The sequence below is a fragment of the Thalassomonas sp. M1454 genome (assembly GCF_007097525.1).
GTDB lineage: Bacteria > Pseudomonadota > Gammaproteobacteria > Enterobacterales > Alteromonadaceae > Thalassotalea_A.
Window position 1 is genome coordinate 70,478 of record NZ_VKDD01000007.1, and the last position, 17,778, is coordinate 88,255.

Sequence of the window (17,778 nt, forward strand, 5' to 3'; positions counted from 1 at the left end):
TTAATGATTATCGGCTTGGTAATTGTCAGATCATGTTTGAGCTACTACAGATGAATATATCGATGTATCTTCTCTAACTTGAGCAAATGAAAATTAGTCAATATCAATTAAAACTTCATTACTCTCTATACAGTTTTTTAGCGACCAATTAGATTTACAAAATTTCCCCTTCACCTTATATTTTCCTGGCGGCAAAATATAAAATGTTTTTAACTCGAATTTTGAAAATTTGAATCCACCGATTTCTCTATAGTCTAAAGCTAATTTAGATGGAGTTCGTTTAGCGTCAAGGTGCCCGTCAAAACTAAATATTTTACCGTCTAAATTTTTTATATTAAAAGATACCTGTCCTGAACGTCCAATATGGAAATAAGCATCCAATGTTATTCGTTTTTGTTCATTATTCTCGATTATATAGATAATCCCTTAGTTTGACTTAACAAGACTTAGCTCCAAGGCACTCACCGATTTTATACCAACTAAAACGCTAAAGAGAAAAATCTGAATAAATTTCTTACTCAACATAAATGCCATTGTTCATTCTCCGTTTTATTTCTATCACCGTAAGCGTATCGGGAACGGCACCTAGCCCTGCTATTAACCAAATATACGACTATGTATTCTATTCACTTTTTATATACATTACTTTTTCTTTCCCTAAAGTAAAAAACTCACCTAGTAATAAGCTACCAACAGGAAAAATATCATATTCATTGAACACATGGCTTCTCGTACTGTCAAACTCATATAATACAAGGGCTGTATAATTGGTACCATTATCTTTATATTGATATTTTTCCCACTTCCCAATAGCTGTTATATTACCATTCTCATGTTGTATATATTCATAATTTTCACGAATACAGATAGTGTCAAATTTAGACTTATAACACCCTGTTATTATTTTTACTGGTATTGTTTTGGATATATAAAACCAAGTACAAACTACACTTGCCAAAACAATGAACAAAAATGTTTTTTTCATTTTATTTGCTCTTCTTCCTAGGTTTAACCCATTCAATGATAGTCTCCATATTTCCTAAGGGAACTCTAGGTCCGTTTGGACCTGACCTATTTGGTAGGTCGGGTAACGATGGAATATTTAAATTATGAGCTTCATTTATTTGATCAATATTTTTACCAAATGTCAAAGAACGTATGCTTGTCACATTTGAAGCTCTAAATACTATCAAATCCTCTGTTGCATGAGCTGAACCACTCCAACTACCTATAAAATGCTCAGCAGGATTGCTAGTATTAAAAGCTCTTGCCCCTTTATCTATCCATGTGAAGTCATAACTAAAATCAGTATAAGTGCCACCATCTGGGATAACATTATCTTCATACTTTTTACGCCAATTATCTTCCATATATTTTGCCCCTTTTCCTTTCGCAAATAACTTGGACATTTTTGTATTTGGACCAAAATACCTTCTTTCAGTGCCTATACCCAGTACCCATTGACCTCCAACTTCATAAGGTGAAGGATCATTTTCCTCTGATAACATTCGAGCTGTTATTAACATTAGTTGAAACGCATTCAAGCCAAATGGTTAGGCCGATCTTATTTCTGTTGAAAAACTGTATTCCAAAGCTTAGATGCTGCATTCATTTGTCCTTCAGAAGCTCCACCTGCTTGTTCTCCTAGTGAACAGCCAAAACCACCGCATCCGTTACCTCTGCCACCTGAACCACCTACCTTTTGACCATCGCCTGAACTAGGAGCACCACAATCATTATCATCTTTTGGATCAGCGATGCAATCCGAAAAATAACCACTAGGATCTATTCCATTCACCGGGTTATTCATAATATACGAATAAGCATTAATAGATTGAGTATTAGTCGGGCTTTGAATGAACGGATCAACACTCATGAAACGACCAAGGTTTGGATCATAGATCCGACCGTTCATATGACTTAATATTATTTAAATCATGTAAACCAATGAATTTTAAAGAACTTTAAGTTTCCCCATTAAACATCTCATAATTACTCGTGTCAAATTCAATGTACTAAAACTAAACGGTGATTCAACAACAAATCGGAGGATATATGAATCACCTTAACTTTCTTCCCATAAAAATTGGGGCTATGTCTGATATGCGTATCGTTATTTCTTGCGTAGATTATAACCATGAGACGTTGCTCATTTCTGATTTTCAAGAGCATGTTATAGACCAGCTTATTAACTACTATCATGCAAGGCTTCTTGAAAACAAAGCTGCCATCAAACAGCTTTTCAATTTGGGAATTAGCATTCAAGAAATCAAAAAGCTCAAACTTGGTTTATGCGATAGAACGCTTAACAAAGCGGTTCCTAAAAGCCTCTCTTGCGAGGGAGCATCTATTCGTGGAACACTTGAAGTTCATGGTCTCATAAAGCCTTCAGGTCATGAAGAGCTGCGTGGTTGCGTTACGATGCCATTGTATGATGAAAATGGTTTAGTTGCCGGTATATTTGGACGAAGAATGGCTCAATACATAAGACGAAATGGCAGACGCCATATCCTCTGGCTGGCAACCCAAGACGCAATAAATAAGTTAAGCTTTCCTGCAAAGATAAAGGAGCTCCAATATGATGAATAATCCTTTACCTCAAAACTTTACACAGTGCCTTGAGTATTACTTAATCAATTTGCTCGCAAAAGGCTATAGCCAAGCAACAGTTGATTTAAAGCAACAAATCCTAGAAACGTTTTTTGATTGGCTTAAAATCCAAGCGATATTTGACTTAGATCGAGTGAATGTTTCTGTACTGGATACGTATCTAGAAAATCTTCGTAGTCATCGAAAGAAATTATCGAATTTACCACTAGCACAAACTACCATTCGAACAAGAGCGACCACAGTTAAGATATTCCTTCGAGGTTTATATACTAAAGGCATTATTGAATCTAATGAATGTGAAAAGTTTGAGCTCCCCAAAGCAGGTAAAGCACTACCAAAATCAATTCTCAGTATTCAAGATGTATTGGCAATAATAAAACAAGTGCCAACTCATACAATAAAAGGAATTCGCGATAGAGCCATTATTGAGTGTTTCTATGCATCAGGAATACGTCGCAATGAGTTAGTAAATTTAAAACTAGAGGACTTCGATTTTTCTGCACGACAAATAAAAATCGTTAATGGTAAAGGTGGCCATGACCGATTTGTACCAATTGGAAAAACAGCCATATTGTGGATACGGAAATACCTAAGAGATGCTAGGCCTTATTTTGCACACATTGGCTCTGGTCATACTTTATTTCTAGGAAACAACGGCAAAAAGTTTTTGCCTGGTGCTTTAACGAGTTTGATGAGTAAATACATTAAGCGCGCAAACTTAAATAAGTTTGGCTCATGCCATCAGTATCGTCATGCAGCGGCTACGCACATGATGGATAACGATGCAGATATACGGCATGTGCAGGAATTTTTGGGTCACTCAAGTATTTCGACAACTCAAGTCTATGTGCACATTAGTAAAGCAAGGTTGCAAAAGGTGTATAAGAAATCACACCCTAGAGCAGATTAAATTATGTGTTTGCAAAATGCATAAATCTAGTGAACAATGTTACAACAACTAACCCATTGTTCACGCGTGGCATTGAGACCCCTGACTTTTGGGAGGGAATGCCAGTTTAATACTGGTTTTCCCAAACTTGCAATTGACTTTGAATAGATTCTTGAATATCATCTTACATAGAAATTGATATTTCTATAGTCGAACCGGAAACGGGCGGCAGTCCCTAAAGCCACATTTTATGTGGCTTTAGTTGTTTTTAGGTGAGGTGAAATGTTTTTTTGTTATATTGACGAAGCAGGATGCACAGGCGTTTTACCTTCGGCTACTTCCGATGTTCAGCCTATATTAGTTTTATGTGGTCTGGTTATTCCTGAAACATCTTTAATAGAATTAACACAAGAATTCCTCGCTTTAAAACGACAATTTAACCCTAAGCTTGCTTCCAAACTCCGACACGATCTAGATATAGTTAAACATGAAATAAAAGGTGCTGAGGATTTAAGAAAGCCTTTAAGGAAGTCAAATCGTAATAACTATCGCCGTGCAATTGGCTTTTTAGATAAACTTCTTAATTTAATGGAAAAGTTAGATTGTAAATTAATCCCAAATATATACATTAAGGCGCCTTCTAAACAATTTGACGGCAAAGCTTTATACGCCCGTTCTGTACAATTTATCAATTCTCATTTTCAACACTTTTTGATGGAAAAAGCGAGTAAAGGGATCGTTATAGCTGATAGCCGAAATCACGAGCTTAATATAGGCGTATCTCACTCCATATTTACTCAAAAATTTAAAGCTAGTGGGGATTCATACCCCAACATTGTTGAAATGCCTTTATACGGCCATAGCGATAACCACGTAGCTCTACAAATCACAGATATAATATGCTCTGCGCTTTTATTCCCTATCGCATCTCATGCTTACTGTACAGAGCATATAAAAAGTATCCACGTAAATTCAAAGTACGAAAAACTTCAAGAAAGATATGCAAAAAGATTAAAGCATATGTCTCACCGCTATTTTGATGGTGAAAGGTATCGAGGCGGAATTACCGTTTTGGATGAAATTGAAAAGCGCAGTGCTAATAAATTTTTTGAGTGATACTTTATTGGCTATTGAGTCAAATACTGATAACATCTTATTCATAAAAGTTCTTTAAAAACCATGCATTTAGCTTGTCTTAAGTCTATTAAGTCATATGAACGGTCGGATCTACGATCCAAACCTTGGCCGTTTCATGAGTGTTGATCCGTTCATTCAAAGCCCGACAAATACCCAATCGATAAATGCCTATTCGTACATAATGAATAATCCTGTGAATGGAATTGATCCTAGTGGTTATTTTGCAGTGGGTTCAATAGGTGAAAGTGGCTCAATAATCGGTTGTGAAGCCGATGGTGTTGGCCAAGATTGTGGAATACCAACGCCAAATGATCCAAGTGAAGATCCTATTGATTTACCTGAATTAGAAGCTCCACCTGTTTATGATGATGTTTTTGGTTATGAACCAGGCAATCAAGCAGGCGGAGCCAGTGTTGGTGTAATGGCCGCTAGTGCTAACTTTTATTCAAATGCTGAAGCCATTGCCCAAGCTGCAATTAATGCCTCTTTAGGTAATTCAGGAGGCGGGTCAAGAGGTTCTAAACAAAATAGTGACTTCAATGGTCAGCCTGCTGGAAATAATGCTATTGGAATAGGAGTAACTGTTTTAGGTGCGCTTGGTAATCAAAAAGCTCCGACGTCGGTCAAGACAAACCTTAAGGCTCCTAATGCTGTTTACAAGGCTCCTACTAACGCAACTAAAGTACCGCTTTATAATTTTTACCATTTAGCTCCATATGCAAAACGAATTGGTATAATTGGTGTGGCTATTACAGTGGCTACTGGATTTGAATCGATTAGAGGAGATAGTGCTTCACAAATAAAGTATGGTATCGATATAGGAGTGGCGGCTCTTACATTTGGCATCGGTTTAATATCTGCCCCAATAGCCGCACCAATAGCTATTGTTGGAGCAATTGGATATTTAGTTTTTGATAACTTATTTGATATTGAAGGTGCTATTAGAAATAAAATAACAGGTATTAGAAGAAGGGAATAAAGTATAAATGTTTTCAATTAAAACTATAATATTAGCACCGTTACTAATAGTTTATTTAACTCAGAAAAATAAACAGAAGCCGGAAGAGTACTTGGCAGCTAGCTTTGCATCTATCCCTTATGTTATGAATGTAGGGAGCATTCTTATAGCATTGGCTTATTGTTTTCCAAATGCTGAAATGTTATTGATTAATGACTATTTTCAGCTTTTTTTGGCTGTTGCTATTTATTTATCTTGTGAGTTTTGTGTAAAGAAACCTGCTTTCTTAAAGAAAGTTGAGGAAATGCAGGTTTATTGGAGGAGAGAAAAATTCAAATGGAAATTAAGTATATTTCTTTATGCGCTTTTATCCGCTGTTCTGTTAATTACGCTAGTTGTTAATTTTGAATAAGCACTAGAGGAGGCAGCCATTGGTATTAACCCTCTGCCAACAGAATATCAGCTAAAACGAAAGCCAGCGGTAGCTGGTTTTCTTTTGTCTGGTGGTTAGTTTTCGTCGGAACTATAACGAAATATTTTGTCATAAGTTAGATGTTTTTTTTCCATTTTTGATCGGAATATACTGCCAATGCGGATTGGGTCGGATGCTGGATATGTTTGGACAGACAGCTAAAAGTGAATGGGTTTTGCAACAAAAACTTCGGTAGTGCTTTTTTAGCACAACAAGCAGGAGTCGCTATGTCAGAGTATATAACAACAACTAATGAAGATTTAATCAATGCTACTAGAAGTATCGCAATTGTTAGCGAGGGGGGCTAGGCTATGTACGTCTAGGACAATTAACATCATCCTTTGTTTGTTTTACTCCTGAGCCAAGTGCTGAAGGAGTAGGATGGATAGTTGTAGATTTAGCAACATTCAGAGCTGGTAACTTCTTTAGAGGTACCACTCTAGAGGTTATAGACAGTGGTATAAGTATACTTATTTGGCTTAATCAAACTGCTAAAAGTGTTAAAACATGTAGCATACCAATGAGGTGTAAGTAAACGAATAAAATTAGCTCTAGAGAATTTATGTATATTGAGGGGGCTTCTTCTACCCATTTTTGATGTTATTCAAAGGGTTATATTTATATTTTTTAGGTTTGTTCATACTTTAATTGTTTTAATAAACTTTGATTCTTTATTTAAAGAATTCAGAAAAGAAATAGATGGGGCTAACAACTTTATAATAATTATTTGGACTGTAGGAATAGTAACTTCCAGTTTAGCTAGTATGATTCCTGGTTTGTCTACATTATTAATATTGATTTATGCCTATTTCTATACTGGTTATGGATTCAAGATGGCAAAGAAAATCAATAATAAATAACTTTTGGATGATTATTCTTAAATTAGCTTTCAAGTGCTAGGGTATTACCTGAAAGCTTCTTATTTTAGCATAAGTAAATAACTTTAAAAAATCAAAAACAAACCTTGTTCTAGCTTCGGCCTTAAAAAAACTAGATATATACTCAACATAAAAAATAGAAAACTTAATATCAAATATACGATATTAACGAGAATACCATATTTTTTAAAATGCATATTATTTTCCATTTCAATTTCCCAGGCAGAAATAGCCCCTATTCTTTTTAGCCTTAGAATTGAAAAAATTATGGTTGCAGTAATAGAAATAGTTAATACTGATATTGCAAACCCATTAGTGAACATATAAAACATTACTTCTTTATATGTGCCTCCTAATAAATAAGAAACCCAAAGTAAAATTGAATATATATTCAATAGGTATAACGTAATACTGAAACCAACCGCTGTATCAAATATGGATTCCCTATCGTTATTTGTATTTTTATATTGGCGATAAAATATAAAAAATGTCCATATAAAAAATGTTTTCATCATTGGCGAATATTCCTTATTGCATTTCTTTGTCGGTTACCAACTATTTTTCCTTTAAAATAACCAAAAGAATCGAATGACAAATCAAATAACAAGTAACCTATTCCAAAAACTACAGCTCCTGGAGCACTGATAAAACCTATAGCAACCGTTGCTACTATAACTCCGGCATCTAACCCTAATTTCGCTGCATGGGCTGTTGCATCGGTAGAGTTCCTTGCATTTATAATATTTGTCATCCCTGAATATCCAGTTACGCCAATAGCTAGTGGGCCCAGTAGCCATTTACTGGCCTTCGAACCTATCTTCGGTAAATCAAGCATAACAAGGCCTTTGCCACCAATAACAAGCTCAGGGGGGCATTTGGTACCATAAACCTAGTTGAAGCTTTAACTGGAGGGTAGTTAATAGTACCTGAATTCTTAGCAATACCCATAGCAGCGTTTGAAGTATTTATTATATTACCGATAGTGTTTGATGACTTAGACTTTTCTTTAGCTGATGAACTTGAAGATTTTCCATTAACATTCATAGATGCATTAATTGCAGCTTGGGCAATAGCTTCAGCATTTGAATAAAAGTTAGCACTAGCGGCCATTACACCAACACTGGCTCCGCCTACTTGATTTCCTGGTTCATAACCAAAAACATCATCATAAACAGGAGCTTCTAATTCAGGTAAATCAATAGGATCTTCACTTGGATCATCTGGCGTTGGTATTCCACAATCTTGGCCAACACCATCGGCTTCACAACCGATTATTGAGCCACTTTCACCTATTGAACCCACTGCAAAATAACCACTAGGATCAATTCCATTCACAGGATTATTCATAATATATGAATAGGCATTTATCGATTGGGTATTTGTCGGGCTTTGAATGAACGGATCTACACTCATGAAACGGCCAAGGTTTGGATCGTAGATCCTACCGTTCATATGGATGCAAACCGATAATCATTTAGATTATCGGCTTAGTTACAGTGGGGGCTTCTTTATGTTTTAATTATTGAATACTAGTCTTTCTCACATTGTGAAGGACTTAATGGAAATCCAATAGGTTGCTCACTCTGAATAACACTGGAGTCAAAGTTGGGAGATGCTTTATATACATAAATATCAAATTTTTCATCTATTTTAAATCGTAAAACAATTGTTGATTCACTCCAAGTATCACGGTATTTCTTTCCAATATTCAAATAGTTAAAATAATAACAATAATCTACATTATTTGATGTGATTTTTAATTCATCTATCATTTTATCTAGCTGACCTGCTGGCACTAAAGCACCGTATACGTCTGCGAATTCTCCACTCTCAAGATTTATTTTTTCAGATTTACTTTGAAAAAATAAATCTTGGTCACTCAAATTATATAAATAAAAAATTGGTGCAGTTGAACATGATGCTAAAAAATTAATGACAATAAATATAGCTAATAACCTAATCATATAATTCATCTTTAAAAATAGGGCCTTCCATAAAATTAGGTTCTCCATGAAACTTCCCCTTCCCCCCGTATTGAGTTCTTAAATTTGCATTGAAAAAAGTTGTTCCTATAAATGAAGACCCCATACCAAGAAGGTTTAAAGGTATATAAGTAAATCCAAGGAACTGTCCCTGAACTGTATGAAGTTCTTCATGGGACGACATTTTTGTATAAAATGTACCTCCTTTTTCTACTCCCCAAGTTATAGTATTACCAAGCGCTATAGCGCCGCTACCACCAAATAAATTTGAAGTAAATTCGATAGCATTATTACCAAACCCTATTTCGGACTCAAGGTTTGTCAAGCCGAAGAATTGGCCTATTTCGGTTACTATATGCCCTGTAAATCCCCAAGCGAGTCCTATTATAGTGTTGGGTAAATTCCATATTTTTCCAATGAAATCAGCAACTCCTCTTATAAACCCTTGTTTGGACTTCGCATTACTAGAAGCACCACCACCAGCAGCCCATGAAGTAGTATCTCCCATTAGAGAGTTCTTATATGCCTTGTCTTCCATTATTGAGTTTATCCAATTAGCAGTATTAATTGAAAATGATAACGATATTACATCTACGTTAAGACCAAGTGAAGAATTTTCAGACATCCATTTGCCATTTATACCTTCTATCGTTTGTTCAAAAGGTATACTTGAACCATTATCGCTATCGTTCGATGAATCACTGCTATTACCGAAAGGATTAAAACCGCTACCAATACCATCAGAGCCATCAAAAGCTCCAGTATAAGGTTTATGATCATCTTCACCAATGTAGCCACTAGGATCTGTACCATTAACGGGATTATTCATAATATAAGAATAAGCGTTAATCGATTGAGTATTGGTAGGGTTTTGAATAAACGGATCAACACTCATAAAACGGCCAAGGTTTGGATCGTAGATCCTACCGTTCATATGACTTAATTTAGTTTAAGTCAGGTAACTATTTGGTTTTTTTAAAGAACTTTATAAATTATATTAAAATGTATTCTTCTAGTTACGTCAATAATAATTAAGCATTAAATGCTCGGTTATTGTATATCTCTGGAGTTGTAGAAACTAGTTTAAGCTTCTTAATATCAGGATGTTTAGGGTTAATAACTAATATATTTTCAAGCCCAGAAGGTACTGCGCAGCTTGGAACCAATAACCCTAAGCTTTTTTGAGACTTTAACCAATCAGTACCTAATTTTTGAGTCGATCTTGGATAAGGATATTCAGACCAATCTTTTGGTAAATGTTCAAGTTCTAAAGTTACGTATTTATCTTCAATAATGTAAGTAGCCAATACATAGAATTTAGGTACTAAACGCGGGCTAGGAAAATAGTTTGCCATTTCAAGCATTGCAACTGAAGGAGATAAAGCAAAGTACAATACAGGCAGCTTAGGTTCATTCCAGCGAGCACCATCTTGATAACTTGCTCCTAATCCACTGAAGCTATCTGCATATTCACGAGGCACAATGCGATATAACCTCACTATGAAAATTCTCCGTGAAGCATTTTATTGATTACTTCTTTGACCATTGTTCTACCAACAAAGGTATTCATTAGCTCATTTGGCTGTTGATTATTGAGAGCAATAACTGTTGAGGTGAGCAATTCTTCCACCAAGCTCCAGTCACCATAAAGCTTAAAAGCCATTTCATACACGGATAATACATCTAACATTTCTTCTGTATGTGTAGGTGTTAATACTTTACGATTGTATAAACGGCTTAAGTTATTCGTCGTTGTACCTAAAGCTCGACTGATAACTTGCCTTTGCTGTGGGAATTGATTAACAGTGCGGCGAACTACAGCACCGGGTATGCCATGTTCAACTAGTTCTAGATAAGCTCGCTTATTAGAAAAAATATTTTCTTTAATCCCTAGGGTTTCACTTAATAGTGATGACATAATTGACCTTATTAAAAATAATCTCAAGCCTCATAATACATCATAATGAAGAGTAATCAACATCAAAATGATGTGTTTGTATTGGTGCATTACCAACTCACCAGCTAAAATTTTTTCTAGAAGCATAATTTTTTGACTAATAGCAAATATAGGTATTTAATGTACCGATTAAAGTTCTTTAAAAACCAATGCGTTAGCTAACCTGTTCGTGATTAAGTCATATGAACGGTCGGATTTACGATCCAAACCTTGGCCGTTTCATGAGTGTAGATCCATTCATACAAAGCCCAACAAATACTCAGTCGATTAATGGTTATTCGTATATCATGAATAATCCAGTTAATGGTACTGATCCTAGTGGTTATCTTTGGAATAGTACAAGTGACCCTCTTGATGTAGGTGATGATATGCTTCTTTTTGGAGGATCTGGAGGAAGCAATTCAAATGGAAGTGATGATGAAGGTGATTCAGGTAGCAGTTATTCTGATATGATGAATGAAGAGTACGCAAAAAACGCCCCTAAAATGACAACGATAACTGTTACCGGTTTTGCATGTTCAGGTTTCATTGACTGTAAACAACAAAATGCTGCTAGGTATGCTGAACAAATTAATGCACTAATGGATCAAATTGATAATGCGTTTTCTGCGATAGGTGATGCGGTGTCTAATTATGTTTTAGCAGGTATAAGTAATACTCTAAATAATATAGTGACTGCTGGCTGGATTGATCCAACTTGGGCGACTAATAAGGCATTTTTCGAAATTGTTGATGGAGTAGCTGATGGTCACCTAACTTTAATTGAGGCTAACAAAATTTGGCGTAAGAATAGCGATCCAAACCTGAAGGTTGTTGTAGACGCGAGCCGCCTTACTGTGGAACGAACTTCACGCTTCAATTCAAAAGGGACCGCTTCAGGAAAAGTTTCAAATTTTTTAGACTGGTTAGTACATGGTTCAGTAACTTTAATTAACAATGGGCAAGGCATAGCTCAAGGGAAATATAATTTTGAAAAGCATGATGCCAGTAGGTACAGTAATGAATTTAAAGGGCATTTTAGGAATTTTGCCACATATTTAGGATTTGCTTATGCGTCTAATGCAGGAAGTGCTGTAGGAAATGACTTTACAATAATGTATAGAGGTTCTCCAAATGTTACACCTTAGATTTTCATTTTTGATCTTCTGTCTATTTGGCTGTGGTCCTGGGGCTGGGGATGGAGCGTTTCAAATAAAAGGGGAATATTATTTTCTTGAGGCTGGAGGCGATGAAAAATTAATAGTTCGAAGACTCGATAAGGAACTTGATATTATAGTCGTGGATGCAAAAGTTGTAGACTTTATTATGAGAGATAATTTGTTATACATTAAAAGGCTACCTAGAATTGTTAAAATTGAAAATGGTCTAGCATTAACTTCTTTTACAGGTTCTTGCGAATTGATAATAATCAATACCCTCCGCCATGGTATTGAAGTCATTCCTGAAGGTAATTCCAATTTCCTTTCATGTTAAAGACTATTTCCCCCAAAGTTATTAAGTAGCCACGCACTGTAACTAAGCCGATAATTCTAAATTATTATCGGCTTAAATTCATATGAACGGTCGGATCTACGATCCAAACCTTGGCCGTTTTATGAGTGTTGATCCGTTTATTCAAAGCCCGACAAATACCCAATCGATAAATGCCTATTCGTATATTATGAATAATCCTGTTAATGGAATTGATCCTAGTGGTTATACAAGTACAAGTGATGATACTTCTGATAGTGGTGACACTAAAAATAGTGCTTGGGTTACAATTTGGGATCGTTCTTTGTGCTCAAGTGATGCATATTGCGATGCTGAGTTAGAACGATTTTTTACCTCTATTGGCCTTAATGTTGAAGGGGGACAGCTTATTTTAACACAAGGTATGGATATGTGGGTTGGTGGAAATAAATTAAGTAAAGCCCTTTCCTTTAATAAATTATTAAATGCATTTGATAGTCCTGAGATGGAAGACTTTGACCCTTCGTCGCTTGATGGAGAAAATTTAGAAATATATAAACTAATGCAAAATAAAAATTATGCAAAAGCCCTAACAATGATAGTTGAAGAGTATGGTGACCTAATAGGCCTAAATGAAAAGCAAAATGTGATATATAGCAATGAGCTACGTAAAGAAGGAACTGTAGCTGAAAATGGCGATATCTTAATAGGTAAAGCTGCTTTCATAAGAGGACCTGGCTGGTTAGCTTCTATAGTTTATCATGAGTATATTCACTATCAGCAAGGTTGGTGGGGCGAGTTAGAAGATGTAAACTTGGCAAGGAAATATGAGGCTGAAGCTTATTTAAAACAGTGGCAGGCATCCCGAATATTTGGATTAAGCCAAAAAGAATCTGATGCACTGTGGTATCGTCGAGATTACTATTTAGATTAGGGACATATATGAAATTTATTTATTATTTAGTTTTTACTATTGTTTTTTGCTTTAACTGTTTTGCATTTGATAATGAAATTAGTCTAAAGCTTGAAAATGATGATAATTCTAATTACTTAAAGTTACTGTTAACGAATTATTCGAATGAAATTGCTTATATAAGACCATCACCTATTTTTAACCAATGTGAATTTAAAAATGGCATCTGCGTTGAGTTTGCCGATAAGCAGCTAGCCAAGACTGTTTTTGTAGATGGAGGGATAGCAAATGGAAAAATAGAGCTTGAGCCCTTTGATATTCAAGGATATTTATTAACTAAAAATTCTTTACAGTATATCTTTCCAAAACACTTAAAGCCCAGAGTAGTACGCTTTAAATTGCATTATTTTTTACCGGAATCAAAAGGTAAGATTTCTTCACCTTGGTATAACCTATCTACTGTAAATTACAGATTAGTAGAGTAGTAATTGATAACTCTAGGTGTAATGAAGTTATGCCTAGAGAGACCATTAACTAGCCACCCACTGTAACTAAAGCCGATAATTTAACGATTATCGGCTTTAGTTAATGTTAATGGTCGAATTATTTTAATGGTTTTGGCAAGTTTTGATCGTAATACTGTCAACCTTTGATTGTGTAGGTGATCATATTTCATTGGATTTGTATCGGTTTTGAGTGGAATCTACAGTAGCCTTCTAAAGTAACGTTCAATTCTGAACAGCTAAAACCACACATTGATCTTAGCTGTTTTTTTTGACTGCTTTTTCAAAATAAATAAGACATTTTCAGAATAAACGAGAGCGATTGCACGAGAGATGAGACTGCCTTTCATTTTGACGGAGAAATATCAATATGTTCTAATTTGATTTCGAAAAACTCTACTTGTGTTTGCCACCTAGAAGTGTATAGCGGCTAATAGTTGAACTTACAGCGCTTAAGCTACGTTTTAATTTAAGAGTGCACCCAGCGTTCTCTATGAGCCATAAGTTTTCCTCGTTTTTTGGCGCGTTGTAGCGCCACATGTACTTGCTTTTTGTTGAAAAATATTAGTTCGCCAATGATAGCTTCCGTTGTCGGGGGATATCCATCAACTACCCACAAACATTGAATTGCATCTAGTAGAATTTCATCTGTTAATCTTTTCATTCAGTATCTTTCGTATAACCAATAGAAATTTGTTCTTTTAGTCCGCACGAAATTGAGAATTTCCTTCGCTAATGAAACAGCCTAACTTTGCACTGTGCCGAATTGCCCTCGATTGATAATTTTTATCTCATGAGGGACGTTTGATGTAACAGGCATTACTAAGCGATAACCTAGCTTTCGCCGCGTTATTATATAGGTAGGGTCTGTAGCTGAGTCACCAAAAACTTTTCGAAGTTGTGAAATGGTTTTATCGATAGAGCCAGAGGAAACATGCTGAGTCCAAACCTTGAGTATTAATTCCTGCTTACTCACTAATCGATCGTTGTTATGTATCAGAAACAGAAGAAGTTTAAATACCAACGGGCTCAGATCGACTACATCTCCTGAGAGGTTTGTCACCTGTGCGAGTTTTTCATCGAAAAGGTAATTGCCAATTTTGTACAAGAATAAGGCCTTATCATGAATTTGTTTTTCCTTCTATTATCCACAAATAACTGACTTGTCAAAAAAGTAAGGGGTAGCTCTAGCCCTTGAAAATAAAGGGGTAAATATAAAATCAGGATAATACCCGTCTTTGGTAAGGTTTAGGTTAGAAAGTAACTATTTTTTAACACTTCTCTAGTAGAGAATCTCTGTGACCTGTTTTTGGACAAAAATACAGGCAACTTAATAATAAAAAGAACTTTTTAATACGGAGATTGCATTTCAAATGAATCGAATTACCTTACTTAGCTTATTTTCCCTTTCTTTAGCAGCCTGCGGCGGTGGAGGTGGTGGAGGTAGCGAGCCCGAAACTACAACTACGCCACCAACACCTAATGTAGCACCAATAGTTACCTTAGCTGAAATGTCGGCAGTTAAAGAACAAACTATGGTGCAACTTAGCGCGGACGCATCAGATAGTGATGGTTCAATTAGTTCTTATGCCTGGAAACAGCTATCAGGCCCTACAGTTTCAATTAACAACGCGAGCTCAGCGCAAGCATCATTTATGTCGCCAACTCTTGTGGAAGCGGCAGAATTGGCGTTTGAAGTCACTGTAACGGATAACGATGGCGACACCGCCAAAGATAGCGTTACAGTTAATGTATTGCCCGTAAATACTGGTCCAACAGTTGCACTAGGTGATGATGTTGAAGTTAACGAACAAACTGCTGTTAGCATTGATGCAATGGCCGAAGATTCAGATGGCACAATTGCGACATACAAATGGACGCAAACAGCGGGTACAGACGTATCGTTTTCAGCTGACGTTAAAACGTTAGCGTTTGAGTCTCCAATGCTAATTACTGAAGAAGAATTAACCTTTAGTGTTGAAGTAACAGATAACGAAGGTGCAACTGCTTCTGATGACATTTCAGTATCTGTGTTACCTGTAAATGCTTTGCCAGTTGTTAATGCTGGTGCGGCACAAACAATAAACGAAGAAACTCTAGTCGACCTTGCTGCTACCGCGACAGATACAGATGGTACTGTTACCAATATTGCATGGACTCAAACAGGTGGTGCGACAGTAGAGTTAAGTGCTACCGATGATCTTACTGTTTCTTTTACGAGCCCAACACTAATTGAAGAAGATGTTTTGACCTTCTCTATAGAGGCTACAGACAATGAAGGTGGCATTACTTCTAGCTCAGTATCAATTACTGTTCAACCTGTAAACATTGATCCTGTAGCTGTTGTTGGCAACTCAACAACTACTAACCCAGATGTAGAATTTACAATTGATGGCTCTGCGAGTACAGATGTTGATGGTTCGATAGCAAGCTACTCTTGGACGCAAGTAAGTGGTACTTCGGTTGAGTTAACAAATGCAGAAACTGCCATGGCAAGCTTTACTGCACCAACTGCAATTGAAGGTGAAACATTAACTTTTCAGCTTATGGTTACAGATAATGAAGGCGCTTCGCATGCAAATAATTTAAATGTGTATGTTAATGAGCACCCCGTAGCAAGAGCAACAAACCCTGTACTTGTGAAAGTTGGTGATGATGTCATTCTAACTGGTGTCAATAGCTCTGACGACGGTCAAATTGTTGAGTACTCTTGGACGCAAGTAACAGCGTTTGATATTGAACTTGATAGTGATGAAGCTATGTCAGCAACTTTTGTTGCTGATGTTACAGATGATGAAGAAGTTGTTTTCGAATTAACTGTTACAGATGATATGGGCCTAACAGACACAACTGAAGCTAAAGTTACTCTCTTACATGTAGATAGATTCATTCACGATTCAGGCGTTAATTTTAGTGCTGGCTTCTTAAGTGGTAATGACGATAGTTGTATATCTGATGAAGGATTAAAGCATGATTGTGAATTAGGTCGAGATGCCGAAGCTGCTGCAGGTACGTTAACAAAGGTAGGTGCTGGTGATGCTGGTTTTGATTTTACAAAACTAGACGCAGAAGGCAACAAGCTTGCAGATTCTGCGGAATCTTGGTCATGTGTGCTCGATAACTTCACAGGTGCTATTTGGGAAGTGAAAACCACCGATGGCGGAGTTCGTGATAGATATAATGGGTACAGATGGGGCGGTAAAGGCGCCCAAGGTTATAATGATGAGAGTAAAATTGGCACTTATTCAGGTGAATGGGATGAACTTGTAGATGAGTTAAATACAAATCAAGTGTGCGGCAAAACTAATTGGAGATTACCAACCGTAGAAGAGCTGGGTGGCTTATTACATTATGGAACATCGGTACCTTATATCGATATGACATACTTCCCAAATGCCCCAATCGGTTCAACCGGAGGGATTTTTTGGACTGGCACTCCTGCATTAGGTCGAACAGATCATGCTTGGGCAGTTGACTTCAATACATCAGGTCAACTTGGACATCTGAGCCGTACAGTAATTGCTCGTGTACGTTTAATCTCGAATAATGAGCTAGCTGATTCTTATGTTATTGATGAAACACCTACATCTCGCTATTTATCTCCTACTGAAGGAGTTATTGCTGACTTAAAAACTGGCTTAATGTGGTCTCGCTGCGTTTATGGTCAAGAATGGAGCATTGAAGAGCAAACATGTACTGGTGATGCGATAAAACTTACATGGGAAAATGCCCTTAAACAGCCTGCTTTAACGTTAAACACTGGTTATGAAGGTTGGAGGCTTCCTAACATAAAGGAGCTGAGAACAATCGCTAACACAGGGCAGGCACAGCCATCATTCAATACAGATGTGTTTTTTAATATTCCAAGTGAAAACACAGACTATTTTTGGTCTTCTACACCTGTACAGTATCTTAGTTCTACGCTTTATTCTTGGGTTATGAATAGATCTGGAGGGGCACAAAAACATACTAGAACCAGTACCGTTTATGTGATTTTAGTACGAGACATCGACTAAGGTTAAACCTTTCA

18 protein-coding genes and 5 pseudogenes are annotated in these 17,778 nt (G+C 36.4%); 10 read left to right on the plus strand and 13 right to left on the minus strand.

The genetic code is table 11. The features are described 5' to 3' along the window. Positions 1–93 precede the first annotated feature (93 nt). The 4 genes from FNN08_RS14310 to FNN08_RS14325 form a co-directional block, all read right to left on the minus strand. Complete coding sequence (locus tag FNN08_RS14310; RefSeq protein ID WP_143586983.1) at positions 94–381, minus strand: hypothetical protein; 288 nt, start codon at positions 379–381, stop codon at positions 94–96. A gap of 241 nt (positions 382–622) precedes the next feature. Beyond that, positions 623–985: a hypothetical protein gene (locus FNN08_RS14315; RefSeq protein ID WP_143586985.1), complete on the minus strand. Its 363-nt coding sequence runs from the start codon at positions 983–985 to the stop codon at positions 623–625. Position 986: 1 nt separating this feature from the next. After that, a complete protein-coding gene (locus FNN08_RS14320) occupies positions 987–1,508 on the minus strand; it encodes a hypothetical protein (RefSeq protein WP_143586987.1) in 522 nt (173 codons plus the stop codon). A gap of 56 nt (positions 1,509–1,564) precedes the next feature. Beyond that, complete coding sequence (locus tag FNN08_RS14325) at positions 1,565–1,915, minus strand: RHS repeat domain-containing protein (protein ID WP_143586989.1); 351 nt, start codon at positions 1,913–1,915, stop codon at positions 1,565–1,567. A gap of 140 nt (positions 1,916–2,055) precedes the next feature. Here FNN08_RS14325 and FNN08_RS14330 point away from each other — a divergent pair, with 140 nt between their 5' ends. The 5 genes and pseudogenes from FNN08_RS14330 to FNN08_RS14350 all read left to right on the plus strand — a co-directional run bounded on the left by FNN08_RS14330 (position 2,056) and on the right by FNN08_RS14350 (position 6,006). After that, positions 2,056–2,589, plus strand: coding sequence for a hypothetical protein (locus tag FNN08_RS14330; protein WP_143586991.1), 534 nt, complete (start codon positions 2,056–2,058; stop codon positions 2,587–2,589). Beyond that, positions 2,579–3,520, plus strand: coding sequence for a tyrosine-type recombinase/integrase (locus tag FNN08_RS14335; protein WP_143586993.1), 942 nt, complete (start codon positions 2,579–2,581; stop codon positions 3,518–3,520). The genes FNN08_RS14330 and FNN08_RS14335 overlap by 11 nt, the downstream gene beginning before the upstream one ends. 261 nt (positions 3,521–3,781) lie before the next feature. Continuing rightward, positions 3,782–4,615: a DUF3800 domain-containing protein gene (locus FNN08_RS14340; RefSeq protein ID WP_143586995.1), complete on the plus strand. Its 834-nt coding sequence runs from the start codon at positions 3,782–3,784 to the stop codon at positions 4,613–4,615. Positions 4,616–4,703: 88 nt separating this feature from the next. Next, positions 4,704–4,862 (plus strand): annotated as a pseudogene (locus FNN08_RS16660) (RHS repeat-associated core domain-containing protein); the annotation flags it as partial. Positions 4,863–5,622: 760 nt separating this feature from the next. Further along, positions 5,623–6,006 carry a hypothetical protein gene (locus FNN08_RS14350; protein WP_143586999.1) on the plus strand — a complete coding sequence of 128 codons (384 nt, stop codon included), beginning with the start codon at positions 5,623–5,625 and terminating at the stop codon, positions 6,004–6,006. A 1,003-nt stretch (positions 6,007–7,009) separates the two neighbouring features. Here FNN08_RS14350 and FNN08_RS14355 read toward each other — a convergent pair. The 7 genes and pseudogenes from FNN08_RS14355 to FNN08_RS14385 all read right to left on the minus strand — a co-directional run bounded on the left by FNN08_RS14355 (position 7,010) and on the right by FNN08_RS14385 (position 10,844). Next, positions 7,010–7,459, minus strand: coding sequence for a hypothetical protein (locus FNN08_RS14355; RefSeq protein ID WP_143587001.1), 450 nt, complete (start codon positions 7,457–7,459; stop codon positions 7,010–7,012). Continuing rightward, positions 7,456–7,779, minus strand: coding sequence for a hypothetical protein (locus FNN08_RS14360; RefSeq protein WP_143587003.1), 324 nt, complete (start codon positions 7,777–7,779; stop codon positions 7,456–7,458). The genes FNN08_RS14355 and FNN08_RS14360 overlap by 4 nt, the downstream gene beginning before the upstream one ends. Before the next feature lie 467 nt (positions 7,780–8,246). Next, positions 8,247–8,402 (minus strand): annotated as a pseudogene (locus FNN08_RS16665) (RHS repeat-associated core domain-containing protein); the annotation flags it as partial. A 71-nt stretch (positions 8,403–8,473) separates the two neighbouring features. Further along, positions 8,474–8,908, minus strand: coding sequence for a hypothetical protein (locus FNN08_RS14370; RefSeq protein ID WP_185962681.1), 435 nt, complete (start codon positions 8,906–8,908; stop codon positions 8,474–8,476). Further along, positions 8,901–9,863: pseudogene (locus FNN08_RS14375) on the minus strand (RHS repeat-associated core domain-containing protein); the annotation flags it as partial. The gene FNN08_RS14370 and the pseudogene FNN08_RS14375, both read right to left, overlap by 8 nt. Positions 9,864–9,957: 94 nt before the next feature. Next, positions 9,958–10,425, minus strand: a complete 468-nt coding sequence (locus FNN08_RS14380; RefSeq protein WP_143587010.1) for an RES family NAD+ phosphorylase — start codon at positions 10,423–10,425, stop codon at positions 9,958–9,960. Then, the gene (locus FNN08_RS14385) at positions 10,425–10,844 is read right to left on the minus strand and encodes a DUF2384 domain-containing protein (RefSeq protein ID WP_143587011.1); all 420 of its coding nucleotides are present in this window, start codon (positions 10,842–10,844) and stop codon (positions 10,425–10,427) included. Before FNN08_RS14385 ends, FNN08_RS14380 begins: the two co-directional genes overlap by 1 nt. A 212-nt stretch (positions 10,845–11,056) precedes the next feature. Here FNN08_RS14385 and FNN08_RS16670 point away from each other — a divergent pair. From FNN08_RS16670 to FNN08_RS14405, 4 genes and pseudogenes are all read left to right on the plus strand, one after another. Beyond that, positions 11,057–11,209: pseudogene (locus FNN08_RS16670) on the plus strand (RHS repeat-associated core domain-containing protein); the annotation flags it as partial. A gap of 787 nt (positions 11,210–11,996) precedes the next feature. After that, positions 11,997–12,356: a hypothetical protein gene (locus tag FNN08_RS14395; RefSeq protein WP_143587013.1), complete on the plus strand. Its 360-nt coding sequence runs from the start codon at positions 11,997–11,999 to the stop codon at positions 12,354–12,356. A 76-nt stretch (positions 12,357–12,432) separates the two neighbouring features. Beyond that, a pseudogene (locus FNN08_RS16675) lies at positions 12,433–12,588 on the plus strand (RHS repeat-associated core domain-containing protein); the annotation flags it as partial. 686 nt (positions 12,589–13,274) lie between these two features. Next, positions 13,275–13,730 (plus strand): hypothetical protein, encoded by a 456-nt coding sequence (locus FNN08_RS14405; protein WP_143587015.1) that lies wholly within the window; start codon positions 13,275–13,277, stop codon positions 13,728–13,730. A 487-nt stretch (positions 13,731–14,217) separates the two neighbouring features. On the opposite strand, the gene FNN08_RS14410 is transcribed toward FNN08_RS14405, so the two are convergent. Further along, the gene (locus FNN08_RS14410) at positions 14,218–14,412 is read right to left on the minus strand and encodes a hypothetical protein (RefSeq protein WP_143587016.1); all 195 of its coding nucleotides are present in this window, start codon (positions 14,410–14,412) and stop codon (positions 14,218–14,220) included. An 81-nt stretch (positions 14,413–14,493) separates the two neighbouring features. Beyond that, positions 14,494–14,811 carry a transcriptional regulator gene (locus FNN08_RS14415; protein WP_260679365.1) on the minus strand — a complete coding sequence of 106 codons (318 nt, stop codon included), beginning with the start codon at positions 14,809–14,811 and terminating at the stop codon, positions 14,494–14,496. A 310-nt stretch (positions 14,812–15,121) separates the two neighbouring features. Here FNN08_RS14415 and FNN08_RS14420 point away from each other — a divergent pair, with 310 nt between their 5' ends. Further along, a complete protein-coding gene (locus FNN08_RS14420; protein ID WP_143587018.1) occupies positions 15,122–17,764 on the plus strand; it encodes a DUF1566 domain-containing protein in 2,643 nt (880 codons plus the stop codon). Positions 17,765–17,778 lie beyond the last annotated feature (14 nt).

Bases quoted from the DNA above. Each gene is read 5' to 3' on its own strand.
- FNN08_RS14315 (WP_143586985.1), bottom strand. From the start codon at position 985: ATGAAAAAAACATTTTTGTTCATTGTTTTGGCAAGTGTAGTTTGTACT.
- FNN08_RS14335 (WP_143586993.1), top strand. From the start codon at position 2,579: ATGATGAATAATCCTTTACCTCAAAACTTTACACAGTGCCTTGAGTAT.
- FNN08_RS14355 (WP_143587001.1), bottom strand. From the start codon at position 7,459: ATGATGAAAACATTTTTTATATGGACATTTTTTATATTTTATCGCCAA.
- FNN08_RS14360 (WP_143587003.1), bottom strand. From the start codon at position 7,779: ATGCTTGATTTACCGAAGATAGGTTCGAAGGCCAGTAAATGGCTACTG.
- FNN08_RS14395 (WP_143587013.1), top strand. From the start codon at position 11,997: ATGTTACACCTTAGATTTTCATTTTTGATCTTCTGTCTATTTGGCTGT.
- FNN08_RS14330 (WP_143586991.1), top strand. From the start codon at position 2,056: ATGAATCACCTTAACTTTCTTCCCATAAAAATTGGGGCTATGTCTGAT.
- FNN08_RS14350 (WP_143586999.1), top strand. From the start codon at position 5,623: ATGTTTTCAATTAAAACTATAATATTAGCACCGTTACTAATAGTTTAT.
- FNN08_RS14385 (WP_143587011.1), bottom strand. From the start codon at position 10,844: ATGTCATCACTATTAAGTGAAACCCTAGGGATTAAAGAAAATATTTTT.
- FNN08_RS14405 (WP_143587015.1), top strand. From the start codon at position 13,275: ATGAAATTTATTTATTATTTAGTTTTTACTATTGTTTTTTGCTTTAAC.
- FNN08_RS14420 (WP_143587018.1), top strand. From the start codon at position 15,122: ATGAATCGAATTACCTTACTTAGCTTATTTTCCCTTTCTTTAGCAGCC.
- FNN08_RS14340 (WP_143586995.1), top strand. From the start codon at position 3,782: ATGTTTTTTTGTTATATTGACGAAGCAGGATGCACAGGCGTTTTACCT.
- FNN08_RS14320 (WP_143586987.1), bottom strand. From the start codon at position 1,508: ATGTTATCAGAGGAAAATGATCCTTCACCTTATGAAGTTGGAGGTCAA.
- FNN08_RS14370 (WP_185962681.1), bottom strand. From the start codon at position 8,908: ATGATTAGGTTATTAGCTATATTTATTGTCATTAATTTTTTAGCATCA.
- FNN08_RS14325 (WP_143586989.1), bottom strand. From the start codon at position 1,915: ATGAACGGTCGGATCTATGATCCAAACCTTGGTCGTTTCATGAGTGTT.
- FNN08_RS14410 (WP_143587016.1), bottom strand. From the start codon at position 14,412: ATGAAAAGATTAACAGATGAAATTCTACTAGATGCAATTCAATGTTTG.